The following is a 13,536-nucleotide window of genomic DNA, read 5'->3' on the forward strand; positions in this document are numbered from 1 at the left end:
CTCGGATGTCAACTGTCCCGGAGTGTGCGAGAATCGCCATGATTCACCACAGGCTTTCGCGAATACTTCAGATGTTCGCGCACCGTGACCGGAAGGACCACCCGCATGAGATTCGCCCGCCTCGGCCCCGCCGGCTCCGAGATCCCCGCGCTGCTCGACGGCGACCGCGTGCTCGACCTGCGCCCCGTCACCGATGACGTCGACGGTGCGTTCTTCGAGGGGTCGGGTCCCGAACGCGCCACGGCGGCCCTCGCGGCGGGCGAGCTGCGCGAGCTGCCGGGTGCCGAGGCGCTGCGCATCGGTTCGCCGATCGCCCGGCCGAGCGCCGTGTACTGCATCGGCATGAACTACGCGGCGCACGCCGCGGAGTCGGGCTCCGAGCCGCCGAAGCAGCTCGTGATGTTCATGAAGTCGCCGAACACCGTCATCGGACCGCACGACGACGTGACGATCCCCCCGGGGAGCGAGAAGACCGACTGGGAGGTCGAGCTCGGCATCGTCATCGGGCGGCGCGCGAGCCGACTGGCGTCGCCCGCCGAGGCCCGCGGGCACATCGCGGGGTTCGTGACCGTCAACGACCTCTCGGAGCGCGACTGGCAGCTCGCGGTCTCGGGCGGGCAGTGGTCGAAGGGCAAGAGCGCGCCGGGGTTCTGCCCGACCGGCCCGTGGCTCGCGACCCCCGACGAGCTCGACGCCGACGACGTGCGCCTGCGCAGCTTCGTGAACGGCGAGCCGCGCCAGGACTCGCGCACGGCCGACCTCATCTTCGGCATCGACACGATCGTGCACGAGCTCAGCCAGTACCTCGCGCTCGAGCCCGGCGACCTCGTGCTCACGGGCACCCCCGAGGGCGTCGCGCTCTCGGGGCGGTTCCCCTACCTCCGCGCGGGCGACGTCGTCGAGCTCGAGATCGACGGGCTCGGCCGGCAGCGCCAACGGTACGTCGCCGCCTGATCGCGAACCACTCCTCCACCACTGAAACGACCTCCAAGGAGCGAACATGAGCCAGCAGCCGATCGGGCCCGATGAGTTCGACGGCCTCGTCGCCGTCGTGACGGGCGGTGCGTCGGGCATCGGCGCCGCGATCACCGACCGCCTCCGCCGCGGCGGCGCTCGCGTCGCGGTGTTCGACCTGCGCCCCGAGGGCGCCGACGCCGACCTCGCCGTCGCCGTCGACATCGCCGACGACGCGAGCGTGCGCGCCGGGGTCGACCGCGTCGTCGCCGAGCTCGGCCGGCTCGACATCGTCGTGAACAACGCCGGCATCGGTGCGCAGGGAACGATCGAGTCGAACGCCGACGACGAGTGGCACCGCGTGCTCGACGTCAACGTGCTCGGCATGATGCGCGTCGCCAGGGCCGCGCTCCCGCACCTGCGCCGGTCACCCGCGGCCGCGATCGTGAACACCTCGTCGATCGCGGCGACCGCCGGCCTTCCCGAGCGCGCACTCTACAGCGCGAGCAAGGGGGCCGTCTCCGCCCTCACACGCGCGATGGCCGCCGACCACCTCCGCGAGGGCATCCGCGTGAACGCCGTCAACCCGGGCACGGCCGACACGCCCTGGGTGGGCCGACTGCTCGCGCAGGCACCCGACCCCGCCGCCGAGCGCGCCGCCCTCGAGGCGCGCCAGCCGCACGGCCGACTCGTCGCCGCCGACGAGGTCGCCGCTGCGGTCGCCTACCTCGCGAGCCCCGCCTCGGGTTCGACGACCGGGGTCGAGCTCGCCGTCGACGGCGGCATGCAGCAGCTGCGGCTGCGGCCGGCCTGATCCGCGCCGCCGCGCTCGTCACCCGGGCGCGCCCTCGGTGCACGCCGCACCCGGTCTCACCGTCGGCCCCGGTCCGGAGGTGTGCTTCTCGTCATCGGGATGCCCCGGAGCATCCCGATCGGGTCGGAAACGCACCCCGGGAAGGGTCGAAGCGGCCGCTCGCAGGCGCGATCCTTTCGCCAGGCGGAATTCGACTGTCGCCTTCGTGGAAGGTCGACACCGTCGACTTGTACATCTCGACAAACGATCCCGCCGACCAGCGCGATAGCGTGGACGGGTGAAGTTCGCGCACCTGAGAGCTGAAGGCCAATCGACCCCTCGGCTCGCGGTGGTGGTCGCCGAAGCGGCACTCTTCCTCGACGAGGTGCTCGAGCGCTCCCCCCGCGACCTGCAAGACCTCATCGAGCGCGGGCCCGAGGGCCTCGCCGAGGTGCGCGTCGCCGTCGACGCGGCACTCGAGGCGGGCGCTGCGCTGACCCCCGTGAGCGAGCTCCGCCACTCCTCCGCGGTGCTGCGACCGCCGCACATCCTCGCGATCGGCGCCAACTACGCGGCGCACTCGCAGGAGCTGAAGCTCCGGCACGAGACGGCGCCGACCATCTTCGCCCTCTGGCCGAACTCGCTCACCGCCCACGGCGCGACGACGACCTGGCCCGAGGACCTCACGCACCAGGTCGACTACGAGGCCGAGCTCGGCGTCATCATCGGCCGCCCCGCACGGGGCGTGCACGAGCGCGACGCCCTCGACTACGTGTGGGGCTACACCGTGGTCAACGACATCACGGCCCGCGACATCCAGTTCTCCGAGGCGCAGTGGTCGCGCTGCAAGTCGTTCGACGGCTTCACGCCCACCGGGCCCGTCGTCGTCACCGCCGACGAGGTCGCCGACCCGCAGGACCTGTGGCTCACCACGAACCTCGACGGACGCATCCTGCAGGACGCGTCGACGGGCGACATGGTCCGCAGCGTCGCCGAGATCATCGCGTACCTCTCGCGCTCGGCGACCATTCCGGCCGGCACGCTCATCTCGACCGGCAGCCCGGGCGGCGCGGGCTACTCGCGCAACCCGCAGGTCTTCCTGCAGGACGGCTCGACCGTCACCGTGTCGATCGGCGGCATCGGGTCGCTCACGACGCACTGCCGCGTGATCTGACCCCGTCGCCGCGGCCGGCCTCAGGCCGCGGCCGCGCCCGACCGATGCGCACGGAGCCGGCGCCCGAGGAACTCCCCCGCGCGGTCGAGCGCGGCAGCGGCGGCCTCGAGCGCATCGAGCGACGTCTGGTAGTTGTGCGGCGCCCTGGCCGCCGCCTCGAAGACGACCTCGACGTCGTCGCGCGCCGCGTTCGCGGCGAGCCGCACGGCGTCGTCGAGCAGGAGCTCCCGGGTGCCCGCCTGCACGAGCATGGGCGGCAGACCGCGCAGGCTCGCGAAGACCGGGCTCGCGAGCGGCGAGACGGCGGCCTCGGCCGCACCCGACTCGGGCAGGTACCGGCGCGCGTAGCCGCGCACGTCGTCCTGGCTGAACAGCGGGTCGTCGCCCGCCCGATCGGCGAACGAGTCGCCGCTCAGGCTGAGGTCGGCCCACGGCGAGAACACCGCCACCGCCGCCGGCAGCTCGAGCCCCTCGTCACGAGCGGCGACGAGCATCGCGATCGCGAGGCCGCCGCCCGCCGAGTCGCCCGCGACGACGAGTCCTCGGGCGTCGACCCGGTCGAGCAGCTGCCGGTAGGCGGCGACGGCGTCGTCGACGGGCGTCGGAAAGCGATGCTCGGGCGCGAGCCGGTAGTCGAGGGAGTAGGCGGTCGTGCCCGTACGCGCGGCGAGCGCCGCAGCCATGCCGACGCCGGTCGTGGCCGACCCGATCACATAACCCCCGCCGTGGAGGTAGAGCAGCGCGCCGGCTCCCCCGCCGCCGGGCACGAGCTCGATCGCGGGGCGTCCGCCGAGCACGATGTCGCGGGTGGCGAACCCCGACGGCGGCGGCACGGCGCCCGCGGCGAACGCGGCGCGCATCTCGGCGACGCTCGCGTCGGGCGCGAAGCGCGACGCCGCATAGGACTCGCTCAGTCGGTCGAACTCGATGCGTGACATCCCCGGCCTCCTGCCGTAGATTGATTACTTGGAATCAATAGTACGTGTAATTTAATTCCTGTCAATCTATTTCTTGGGAATGCATCATGTCTGACGGTCTCGCCCTGTTCTTCGACCTCGTACGCGCCGAGACGCGCTGGTTCGAGCAGCTCGACGGCGACCTCTTCGCCGAGCACGGCGTGCACATGGCGAGCTACGACGTGCTGCAGGTGATCGACTCGGTCGACGGCTGCCGAGTGCAGGACATCGTGCGCGAGATCGGCATCACGGTCGGCGCGGTCAGCAAGTCGGTCGATCGACTCGAGCGCGACGGCTGGGCTCGCCGGGTGGCCAACCCCGCTGACCGACGATCGTCGATCATCACCCTGACGGATGCGGGCGACGAACTGCTCGCCCGGGCGACGCCGTTCGTCCGCGCCGCGGTCGACGGCCGGCTCGGCTCGATCGACGCGGGCGGGCGACGCGCGCTCGCGACCGGGCTCACCGCGCTGCGCGGCACGTTCGACTGACCGGGCCCGCCGCGCCGCGCGGCCCGTTCGACCGACCGGGGATGCCTCGGGGCCGACGTCCGCTCGACGCCGGCCCCGAGGCATCCGCATCACTCGTGCGGTTCGCCCTGCAGGTGCTGCACGGGGATGACCGTCGTGATCGGCCGGATGCCCGACAGCTTCGACGGCTGCAGCTGCGCGACGACCTCGTCGCGGCTCATGAGCCCCGCCTCGACGACGAGGTCGGCGACGGGCCGGCCCGTCGCGAGCGCGAGCTTCGCGAGCTTCGCCGCCTCGCTGTAGCCGATGAACGGGATGAGCGCGGTGATGACGCCGACGCTCGACGCGACCATCTGCTCGAGACGGTCGGTGTTGGCGGTGATGCCGTCGACGCAGTTGACCCGGAGCGTCCAGCAGGCCTGGCGCATCCACGTGATCGACTGCAGCAGCGAGTGCGCGATGACCGGCTCGAAGGCGTTGAGCTGCAGCTGTCCGCTCTCGGCCGCCATCATGACGGTCACGTCGGCGCCGGCGACCGAGTAGGCGACCTGGCTGACGGCCTCGGGGATGACCGGGTTGACTTTGCCCGGCATGATCGACGATCCGGCCTGCATCGGCGGCAGGTTGATCTCGCCGAGGCCGGCCTGCGGGCCCGACGACAGGAGGCGCAGGTCGTTGCAGATCTTCGAGAGCTTGATGGCACTGCGCTTGAGGGCGCTCGAGAACGTCATGAACACGCCCGTGTCGCTCGTCGCCTCGATGAGGTCGGGCGCGGTCTCGAGACGCAGCTCGGTGATCGCGCTCAGGTGCTCGACGACGGATGCCGCGTAGCCGGGATCGGCCGTGATGCCGGTGCCGATCGCGGTGGCGCCGAGGTTGACCTCGCCGAGCAGCTTGATCGTCTCGCGGAGGCGGTCGATGTCTTCGCCGAGGGTCGTCGCGAATCCGTGGAACTCCTGGCCGAGGGTCATCGGCACGGCGTCCTGCAGCTGGGTGCGTCCGACCTTCAGGACCTCGTGGAACTCGCGGCCCTTCTTGCTGAAGGCGATGCGCAGCAGGTCGAGCTCGACGAGCATCGTGCGCAGCGAGAACGCCATGGCGATCTTGACCGCCGTCGGGTACGTGTCGTTCGTCGACTGGCTGCGGTTGACGTCGTCGATCGGGTGGATCACGTCGTAGCGACCCTTGGCGTAGCCGGCGATCTCGAGCGCGAGGTTCGCGATGACCTCGTTCGCGTTCATGTTCGTCGAGGTGCCCGCGCCGCCCTGGATGACGCCGACGATGAACTGGTCGTGCAGCTCGCCGTCGATGATGCGCTGGCACGCCTCGTCGATCCACGCCGCCTTCTGCGGCGTGAGCACGCCCACCTGCCGGTTCGCGCGGGCAGCCGCCTGCTTCACCGAGGCGAGCGCCACGACGAGTTCGGGATAGACCGAGATGGGGCGCTTGGAGATCGGGAAGTTCTCGAGCGCGCGCTTCGTGTGCACCCCCCAGTAGGCGTCGGCCGGAACCTCGACCGAGCCGAGCGAATCGGTCTCGGTGCGGGTCGCCTCGGTCGGAGCGGGCTCGTGCATCTCGTTTCCTCCACGGAGCCGTGCCGCACGCCGGGGATCGACGCGCCGGGCCGGCTCCCTTGCCTCTGGTGAGCGCGGGATCGCCGCGCAATCGTCCCCTCGAGCCTACCGTTCGGGCCATGCCGCTTCCGGCATCGAGGCGTCCGGACCGCGGCCGCCGTCGGGACGCTCTGCCCGGACCGCGGGGTGGCGCCCGACGCACGGACGCACGGAGCGGCGGCGGGCGCCCCCACGCCCGCCGCCGCTCCGTCGGCGCCGCTAGGCGCGATCGGGCTCGTCGACCGCGTCGGTCGCGAGCCGCCCCGGCTCGTCGACGCCGTCGGTCGCCAGCAGCTCCTCCTCGACGGCGCCGCCGTAGCCCTCGGCCTGCGGGTCGCCGTGCAGCCCGCCGGAGACGGCGTACTCCTCCTCGGGCGAGAGGATCAGCCGGTGCCGGCCCCACACCCCGAAGCCGATGAGCATGACGACGTAGACGACCGCGATCGCGATGATCGCGGGCACGAACGTCGGGTTGAGCAGGAACCCGAGGAAGATGAGCGCGGCGATGCCCGCGGCCACGACGGCGCCGGTGACGCCCCAGGGGCTGACGTACGGGCGCTTCGCGTTCGGGAACTTGCGGCGCAGGATCACGAACGCGACCATCTGCAGGAGGTACGCGAGCACCGCGCCCCACACCGCGATGTTGAGCACGATCGCACCGGCGACCGCGCCCGCGCCCTTCTCGTCGATCCGCGCGAGGACGTCGAGCACGACGAGGGCCGCGAAGCCGATCACCGCACCGGCCACGAGCGCGACCCACGGGGTCTGCCGCTTGCCGGTGAGCGAGAGGAACTTCGGGTAGTAGCCCGCCCGCGAGAGCGAGTACATGTTGCGCCCGTAGGCGAACATGATGCCCTGGAGCGAGGCGAGCAGGCCGATGAGCGCGAAGAGCGCGAGCACGGCTGCGGCGCCGTCGCCGACGATCGCCCGGAACCCGTCGAGCAGCGGCTCCCCGGCCGTGCCGGTCGCCTCGGCACCGATGACGCCCGTGTTGAGGAACAGCACGAGCAGGCCCGTGATGATGAGCGTCGCCCGGGCGATGAGCCCGGCGCGCGGGATGTCGCGGACGGGGTCGTGCGACTCCTCCGCCGCGAGCGGCAGCTCCTCGATGCCGAGGAAGAACCACATCGCGAACGGCAGCGCGAACAGGATCGGCAGCACCCCGTGCGGCAGGAACGCGGTCTGCCCGGGGTCGGGCGCGATGTCCCACAGCGCGTCCCACGAGAAGGCGCCCGAGAAGATCGCCATGGCGCTGAACACGAGGATGATCGCGATCGAGATGATCGACACGACGATCGCGAACTTGAACGAGATGTTCGCGCCGGCCGCGTTGAGCGCGATGAACGCGACGTAGAGGATCACCCACCAGATCCACGCGGGCATCGAGAAGCCGAGCAGCTCGCTCGTGATGCCGTCGGCGTAGGCGGCCGAGAAGTACACGATCACCGCCGTCGTCGCGACGTACTCGATCGTCTCGGCGAGGCCCGTGATGAATCCGCCCCACGGGCCCATCGCCGCCCGCGCGAACGAATAGGCGCCGCCCGTGTGCGGCATCGCCGAGCTCATCTCCCCGATCGAGAAGATGAGGCCGTAGTACATGACGATGAGGATCGCGAAGGCGATGAGCATGCCGCCGAATCCGGCGAAGTCGATGCCGAAGTTCCAGCCCGAGAAGTCGCCCGATATGACGGCGGCGACGGCGAGGCCCCAGAGCCCCCAGACGCCCGCCGAGCGCTTCAACCGCCGCTTCTCGAAATAGCCCTCGTCGGCGGTCGCGTACGTGACGCCCGAGACCTTGAGCGTGTCCTTGGCCATGCTGCTCCCTTGCAGGTCATCGCGCGGGCCGGTCGGCGGCGCGCGGGGGTGCGATGTGGTGGGCACGATGATAGGGCGCCCAATGGTCGCTTGTACAGACCATTTTTCGGGGGCCAGCCGGACGATCCTTCGCGATGTAGGCTGAACGGCGTTCACTCGTGGCGACATCCTGTGATGTAATGGTCGCCAGAACCGACCATTCCAAACTCAAGGAGGAGCCCGGATGTCGGCACCCACCGGTCACCTGACGCTCGAACAGCTGCGCAGCGCGGTCGCCGACGATCACGTCGACACCGTGATCGTCGCGTTCACCGACATGCAGGGACGCCTCGTCGGCAAACGCGTCTCGGCCCGGCTGTTCCTCGAGGACGTCGGCGCCCACGGGGCCGAGGCGTGCAACTACCTCCTCGCGGTCGACGTCGAGATGAACACGGTCGACGGCTACGCGATGTCGAGCTGGGAGCGGGGCTACGGCGACATGGCGCTCATCCCCGACTTCGCGACGCTCCGCATGACGCCGTGGCTCGAGCGCACGGCCCTCGTGACCGCCGACCTGCGGTGGCTCGACGGCGCCCCGGTCGAACCCTCGCCCCGGCGCATCCTGCAGCGGCAGCTCGAGCGCCTCGCCGAGCGCGGCCTCACCGCCTTCGTCGGCACCGAGCTCGAGTTCATCGTCTTCGACGACTCGTACCGCGAGGCCTGGCGCAAGGGCTACCGCGACCTCACCCCCGCGAGCGACTACAACATCGACTACGCGTTGCTCGCATCGACCCGCATGGAGCCGCTGCTGCAGGACATCCGCCGGTCGATGGACGCCGCCGGCATGTACTGCGAGGGCGTGAAGGGCGAGTGCAACCTCGGCCAGCAGGAGATCGCGTTCCGCTACGCCGATGCGCTCACGACGTGCGACAACCACTCGCTCTACAAGAACGGCGCCAAGGAGATCGCCGACCGCCACGGCAAGGCGATCACGTTCATGGCGAAGTTCAACGAGCGCGAGGGCAACAGCTGCCACATCCACATCTCGCTGCGCGGGGCCGGCGGCGAGGCCGTCTTCAGCGACCCCGATGCACCGCACGGCATGTCGAAGCTGTTCCGGCACTTCCTCGCCGGCCAGCTCGCCGCGATGCGCGAGCTCACCCTCTTCTCCGCGCCCAACATCAACTCGTACAAGCGCTACGTCGCCGGCAGCTTCGCGCCGACCGCGATCGCCTGGGGCCTCGACAACCGCACGTGCGCGCTGCGGGTGGTCGGCCACGGCCACGGCATGCGGGTCGAGAACCGGGTGCCGGGCGGCGACGTCAACCAGTACCTCGCGGTGGCCGCGCTCATCGCGGCGGGGCTCCATGGCATCGAGCACGAGCTCGAGCCCGACGAGCTCTTCGCCGGCAACGCCTACGAGTCCGACGTGGCCCGGGTGCCCGCGACACTCCGCGACGCCGCCGAGCTCTTCGCGTCGTCGGCCGTCGCGCGCGAGGCGTTCGGCGACGAGGTGGTCGAGCACTACCTCAACAACGCGCGCATCGAGCTCGCCGCGTACGACGCGGCCGTCACGGACTGGGAGCGGGTGCGTGGCTTCGAACGGCTCTGACTTCGACGACTCAGTGGTCGGGCCGGGGGGCGACGGCGTGACCACCTACCTCGAGCAGGCGCAGACGGGCGTCTGGGACGTGCCCGCCTCGTTCCTGCCGAAGGTGTACCTCGACGCGGTGACGGACGCGGGCGGCATCGCCGTGCTGCTGCCGCCGCAGCCCGTCTCGGCCGCGATCGCACGAAGGGTGCTCGCCACGCTCGACGGCCTCATCGTCGCGGGCGGCGCCGACGTCGATCCCGCCCGCTACGGGCAGGCGCCGCACGACCGTACGGGCGCGCCCCGGGTCGACCGCGACGACTGGGAGGACGCCCTGCTCACGGCGGCCATCGACGCCGACCTGCCGTTCCTCGGCATCTGCCGCGGCGCCCAGATGCTCAACGTCGCCCTCGGCGGCACCCTGCACCAGCACCTGCCCGACGTCGTCGGCAGCGAGGCGTACCAGCCCGGCCCCGCCGTCTTCGGCGAGACGACCGTCGAGGTGGAGCCGGGCTCCCGGCTGGCCGGCCTCGTCGGAGCGTCCGACGACCTGCCGGTGCACGTGTACCACCACCAGGCGCTCGACGAGGTCGCCGACGGGCTCGTCGTCACGGCACGCACGGCCGAGGGCGTCATCGAGGCCGTCGAGCTGCCCGGCGCGGCGTTCGGCGTCGGCGTGCAGTGGCACCCCGAGGAGAACGCCGCCGACCGTCGCCTGTTCGCGGGACTCGTCGAGGCCGCCCGCGAGCACCGTGCCGCCCGGACCCACCGCGAGAGGACCCGACCATGACCCACACGATCGTCAATCCCGCCGACGAGCAGGTCGTCGCGACCGTCGAGCCCGCCACCGTCGAGCAGGCCGACGACGCGATCGCACGGGCCGCCCGTGCACAGCGCGACTGGGCCGCGGTCGCACCCGTCGACCGGGCGCGCGCCCTGCGCCGGTTCGCCACGGCCGTCGACGGCGCGATCGAGGAGCTCGCCGCGCTCGAGGTGCGGAACTCGGGGCATCCGATCGGCCAGGCGCGCTGGGAGGCGGGCCACGTGCGCGACGTGCTCGAGTACTACTCGGCCGCTCCCGAGCGGCTCTTCGGCCGCCAGATCCCCGTGGCCGGCGGTCTCGACGTGACCTTCCAGGAGCCGCTCGGCGTCGTCGGCGTCATCACGCCGTGGAACTTCCCGATGACGATCGCCTCCTGGGGATTCGCACCGGCCCTCGCCGCCGGCAACGCCGTCGTGCTGAAGCCCGCCGAATGGACCCCCCTCACGAGCCTGCGGCTCGCCGAGCTCGCCGTCGAGTCGGGCCTGCCCGAAGGGCTGTTCCAGGTCGTCCCCGGCAAGGGCTCGGTCGTCGGCGAGCGGTTCGTCACGAACGAGACGGTGCGCAAGGTCGTCTTCACGGGCTCGACCGAGGTGGGCACGCGCATCATGGCCGGCTGCGCCGAGCAGGTGAAGCGCGTCACCCTCGAGCTCGGCGGCAAGAGCGCGAACATCGTGTTCGCCGACGCCGACCTCGAGCGCGCCGCGGCGACGGCGCCGTACGGCGTCTTCGAGAACGCCGGCCAGGACTGCTGCGCCCGCAGCCGCATCCTCGTCGAGCGCAGCGTGTACGAGCGGTTCATGGAACTGCTCGAGCCCGCCGTCGCGGGCGTCGTCGTCGGCGACCCGGCCGACGAGGCGACCGAGATGGGCCCCCTCGTCGCCGCCGCCCACCGCGACCGGGTGCGCTCGTTCGTGCCCGACGACACCGACGTCGCCTTCCGCGGCACGGCACCCGACGGCCCCGGCTACTGGTTCCCGCCCACCGTGCTCACGCCCTCGCGCACGGCGCCGGCTGCGACCGAGGAGATCTTCGGGCCCGTCGTGAGCGTGTTCCCCTTCGACGACGAGGCCGACGCCGTCGGATTCGCGAACGCCTCGCGCTACGGGCTGTCGGGCTCGATCTGGACGCGCGACATCGGTCGCGGCATCCGAGCCGCCAGAGGGGTCGAATCGGGCAACCTCTCCGTCAACTCGCACTCCTCGGTGCGCTACGCGACGCCGTTCGGCGGGTTCAAGCAGTCGGGCCTCGGCCGCGAGCTCGGGCCCGACGCTCCGCTCGCCTTCACCGAGACCAAGAACGTCTTCATCGCCGTCGACTGACGACGCCACCGAGAACCGCAAGGAGCACCATGACCGTCACCCAGATCGATCTCACCCAGCGCCTCGCCGGCCGGGTCGCCGTCATCACCGGCGGTGCCTCCGGCATCGGCCTCGCGACCGCGAAGCGCCTCGCGGGCGAGGGCGCGAAGGTCGTCATCGGCGACCTCGACCCCGTGACCGGCGCCGCCGCGGCGGCCGAGGTCGACGGCCTGTTCGTGCAGGTCGACGTCACCGACGAGGAGCAGGTGAACCACCTCTTCGACGAGGCGGCCCGCGTGTACGGCTCGGTCGACGTCGCGTTCAACAACGCCGGCATCTCCCCGCCCGACGACGACTCCATCGAGACGACCGAACTGCCCGCCTGGCAGAAGGTGCAGGACGTCAACCTCAAGAGCGTCTACCTGTGCTCGCGCGCCGCGCTGCGTCACATGGTCGCGCAGGGTCGCGGCTCGATCATCAACACCGCCTCGTTCGTCGCGGTGCTCGGCTCGGCGACCTCGCAGATCTCGTACACGGCCTCGAAGGGCGGCGTGCTCGCGATGAGCCGCGAGCTCGGCGTGCAGTTCGCGCGCCAGGGCATCCGCGTGAACGCCCTCTGCCCCGGGCCGGTGAACACGCCGCTCCTCCAGGAGCTGTTCGCGAAGGACCCCGAGCGCGCCCAGCGACGCCTCGTGCACGTGCCAGTCGGCCGCTTCGCCAAGCCCGAGGAGCTCGCCGCCGCCGTCGCGTTCCTCGCGAGCGACGACGCGTCGTTCATCACCGGGTCGACCTTCCTCGTCGACGGCGGCATCAGCGCCGCCTACGTGACCCCGCTCTAAGCTCGAAGCCATGGAGCACGCACCGCAGGAGAGCCCCGACGTCCTCGACGCCGGGCTCCTCCTGCGGCCCGCACGGCCCGCGAACGCCTTCGAGGAGACGGTGCAGCGGCTGCTGCAGACGATCCGGCTGGGGCTCATCCCGCCGGGCGAGCGACTGCCCGCCGAGCGCGAGCTCGCGGTCACGCTCGAGGTCAGTCGCGACACCCTGCGCGAGGCGATCGGCTCGCTCGCCGACGCCGGCTGGGTCGTCTCCCGTCGAGGCCGGTACGGCGGCACCTTCGTGTCCGACCCGCTGCCCGAGCGCACGACCCCCAGCACCCGCATCGTCGACCGCGTGCAGCTCGAGGACACGCTCGCCCTGCGCGCCGTCGTCGAGGTCGGGGTGGCGCGCCGGGCCGCCGAGAGCGAGCTCACCGCGGGCGACCGCGATCGGCTCTGGCAGGCGTGCGAGGAATGCGCCACGGCCGAACCGGTGCAGTACCGCGTCGCCGACTCGCGACTGCACCTCGTGATCGCCGAGGTCATCGGCGCCGAGTCGGTGACACCGCTCGTCGCCGAGGTGCGCATGCGCATCAACGAGCTGCTCGACGGCATCCCGCTGCTCGCACCGAACATCGTGCACTCCGACGAGCAGCACCGCGCGATCGTCGCCGCCATCCTGCGCGGCTCCGCCGACGAGGCCGGCGCGGCGATGGCCGAGCACCTCACCGGCACCGAGGCGCTGCTGCGCGGGTTCTACGGCTGACCCGGGCGCCGTCCGAGCGCCCGCTGCGGCGGCACGGCCGCGCCCCACGCCCTCCCGGCGGGCGGCCGGGGCGCCGCCCGCTCCTGCGAACGACGAGCGGGGCCCGAGCTCGGCTCGGACCCCGCTGACCGCCTCGGCGTGCGGCTCAGAGGAACGCGAACGGCAGCATCACGAGTCCGAAGATCGCGGCACCGAGCCCGACGAGCAGGGCGCCCGCGAGCATCACCGAGTTGAGCACGATGCCCCAGACGGCCATGGTCCGGGTCGCGGGCTCGCGCTTGAGCGCCATGATGCCGAGCACGAGGCCGACGGCCGGCACGACGAACGTGTAGCTCGCGACGATGGAGACGATGCCGAGCACGAGGCTCGCGATGCTGAAGCCCCGCGACTCCACGACGGACGCGGCGGGCTGCCCCTGGTACGGCGCCTGGGCTGCGGTGTCGGTGACGGTGGTCATGGTGTCTGCTCCTGTTCTCGACCGGGTGT

At 71.7% G+C, this 13,536-nt stretch carries 13 protein-coding genes; 9 read left to right on the forward strand and 4 right to left on the reverse strand.

Annotated elements, in window-relative coordinates:
* The first annotated feature begins 105 nt into the window (after positions 1-105).
* The 3 genes from AC3RJ6_RS15205 to AC3RJ6_RS15215 all read left to right on the forward strand — a co-directional run bounded on the left by AC3RJ6_RS15205 (position 106) and on the right by AC3RJ6_RS15215 (position 2,921).
* Positions 106-954 carry a fumarylacetoacetate hydrolase family protein gene (locus tag AC3RJ6_RS15205; protein WP_491427936.1) on the forward strand — a complete coding sequence of 283 codons (849 nt, stop codon included), beginning with the start codon at positions 106-108 and terminating at the stop codon, positions 952-954.
* Positions 955-1,000: 46 nt separating this feature from the next.
* Positions 1,001-1,768, forward strand: a complete 768-nt coding sequence (locus AC3RJ6_RS15210) for an SDR family NAD(P)-dependent oxidoreductase (RefSeq protein ID WP_491427937.1) — start codon at positions 1,001-1,003, stop codon at positions 1,766-1,768.
* A 277-nt stretch (positions 1,769-2,045) separates the two neighbouring features.
* Positions 2,046-2,921 (forward strand): fumarylacetoacetate hydrolase family protein, encoded by an 876-nt coding sequence (locus AC3RJ6_RS15215; RefSeq protein WP_491427938.1) that lies wholly within the window; start codon positions 2,046-2,048, stop codon positions 2,919-2,921.
* Positions 2,922-2,941: 20 nt separating this feature from the next.
* On the opposite strand, the gene AC3RJ6_RS15220 is transcribed toward AC3RJ6_RS15215, so the two are convergent.
* Positions 2,942-3,859, reverse strand: coding sequence for an alpha/beta hydrolase (locus AC3RJ6_RS15220; RefSeq protein ID WP_491427939.1), 918 nt, complete (start codon positions 3,857-3,859; stop codon positions 2,942-2,944).
* Positions 3,860-3,945: 86 nt separating this feature from the next.
* On the opposite strand from AC3RJ6_RS15220, the gene AC3RJ6_RS15225 reads away from it, so the two are divergent.
* Positions 3,946-4,368 carry a MarR family winged helix-turn-helix transcriptional regulator gene (locus tag AC3RJ6_RS15225; RefSeq protein WP_491427941.1) on the forward strand — a complete coding sequence of 141 codons (423 nt, stop codon included), beginning with the start codon at positions 3,946-3,948 and terminating at the stop codon, positions 4,366-4,368.
* Positions 4,369-4,457: 89 nt separating this feature from the next.
* On the opposite strand, the gene AC3RJ6_RS15230 is transcribed toward AC3RJ6_RS15225, so the two are convergent.
* Positions 4,458-5,921, reverse strand: a complete 1,464-nt coding sequence (locus AC3RJ6_RS15230) for an aspartate ammonia-lyase (RefSeq protein WP_491427942.1) — start codon at positions 5,919-5,921, stop codon at positions 4,458-4,460.
* A gap of 258 nt (positions 5,922-6,179) precedes the next feature.
* A complete protein-coding gene (locus AC3RJ6_RS15235) occupies positions 6,180-7,775 on the reverse strand; it encodes an amino acid permease (RefSeq protein WP_491427944.1) in 1,596 nt (531 codons plus the stop codon).
* 223 nt (positions 7,776-7,998) lie between these two features.
* Between AC3RJ6_RS15235 and AC3RJ6_RS15240 the strand changes: the two genes are divergently transcribed.
* Genes AC3RJ6_RS15240 through AC3RJ6_RS15260 form a run of 5 tightly spaced genes read left to right on the forward strand, consistent with a single transcriptional unit; the run spans position 7,999 to position 13,050 of the window.
* Entirely contained in the window at positions 7,999-9,366 is a 1,368-nt protein-coding gene (locus tag AC3RJ6_RS15240) for a glutamine synthetase family protein (RefSeq protein WP_491427945.1), read from the forward strand.
* Between the two features lie 37 nt (positions 9,367-9,403).
* Positions 9,404-10,135 carry a gamma-glutamyl-gamma-aminobutyrate hydrolase family protein gene (locus AC3RJ6_RS15245; RefSeq protein WP_491427946.1) on the forward strand — a complete coding sequence of 244 codons (732 nt, stop codon included), beginning with the start codon at positions 9,404-9,406 and terminating at the stop codon, positions 10,133-10,135.
* The gene (locus AC3RJ6_RS15250; RefSeq protein ID WP_491427947.1) at positions 10,132-11,487 is read left to right on the forward strand and encodes an aldehyde dehydrogenase family protein; all 1,356 of its coding nucleotides are present in this window, start codon (positions 10,132-10,134) and stop codon (positions 11,485-11,487) included. The genes AC3RJ6_RS15245 and AC3RJ6_RS15250 overlap by 4 nt, the downstream gene beginning before the upstream one ends.
* Before the next feature lie 29 nt (positions 11,488-11,516).
* Positions 11,517-12,305, forward strand: a complete 789-nt coding sequence (locus tag AC3RJ6_RS15255) for a 3-oxoacyl-ACP reductase (RefSeq protein ID WP_491427948.1) — start codon at positions 11,517-11,519, stop codon at positions 12,303-12,305.
* 10 nt (positions 12,306-12,315) lie between these two features.
* On the forward strand, positions 12,316-13,050 hold the full coding sequence (locus AC3RJ6_RS15260) for a FadR/GntR family transcriptional regulator (RefSeq protein WP_491427949.1): 735 nt from the start codon (positions 12,316-12,318) through the stop codon (positions 13,048-13,050).
* 145 nt (positions 13,051-13,195) lie between these two features.
* Here the strand turns inward: AC3RJ6_RS15260 and AC3RJ6_RS15265 are convergent, their stop codons facing one another.
* Positions 13,196-13,507 (reverse strand): DUF4190 domain-containing protein, encoded by a 312-nt coding sequence (locus AC3RJ6_RS15265; RefSeq protein ID WP_491427950.1) that lies wholly within the window; start codon positions 13,505-13,507, stop codon positions 13,196-13,198.
* Positions 13,508-13,536: the final 29 nt, after the last annotated feature.

Source organism: Agromyces cucurbitae (genome assembly GCF_058349945.1).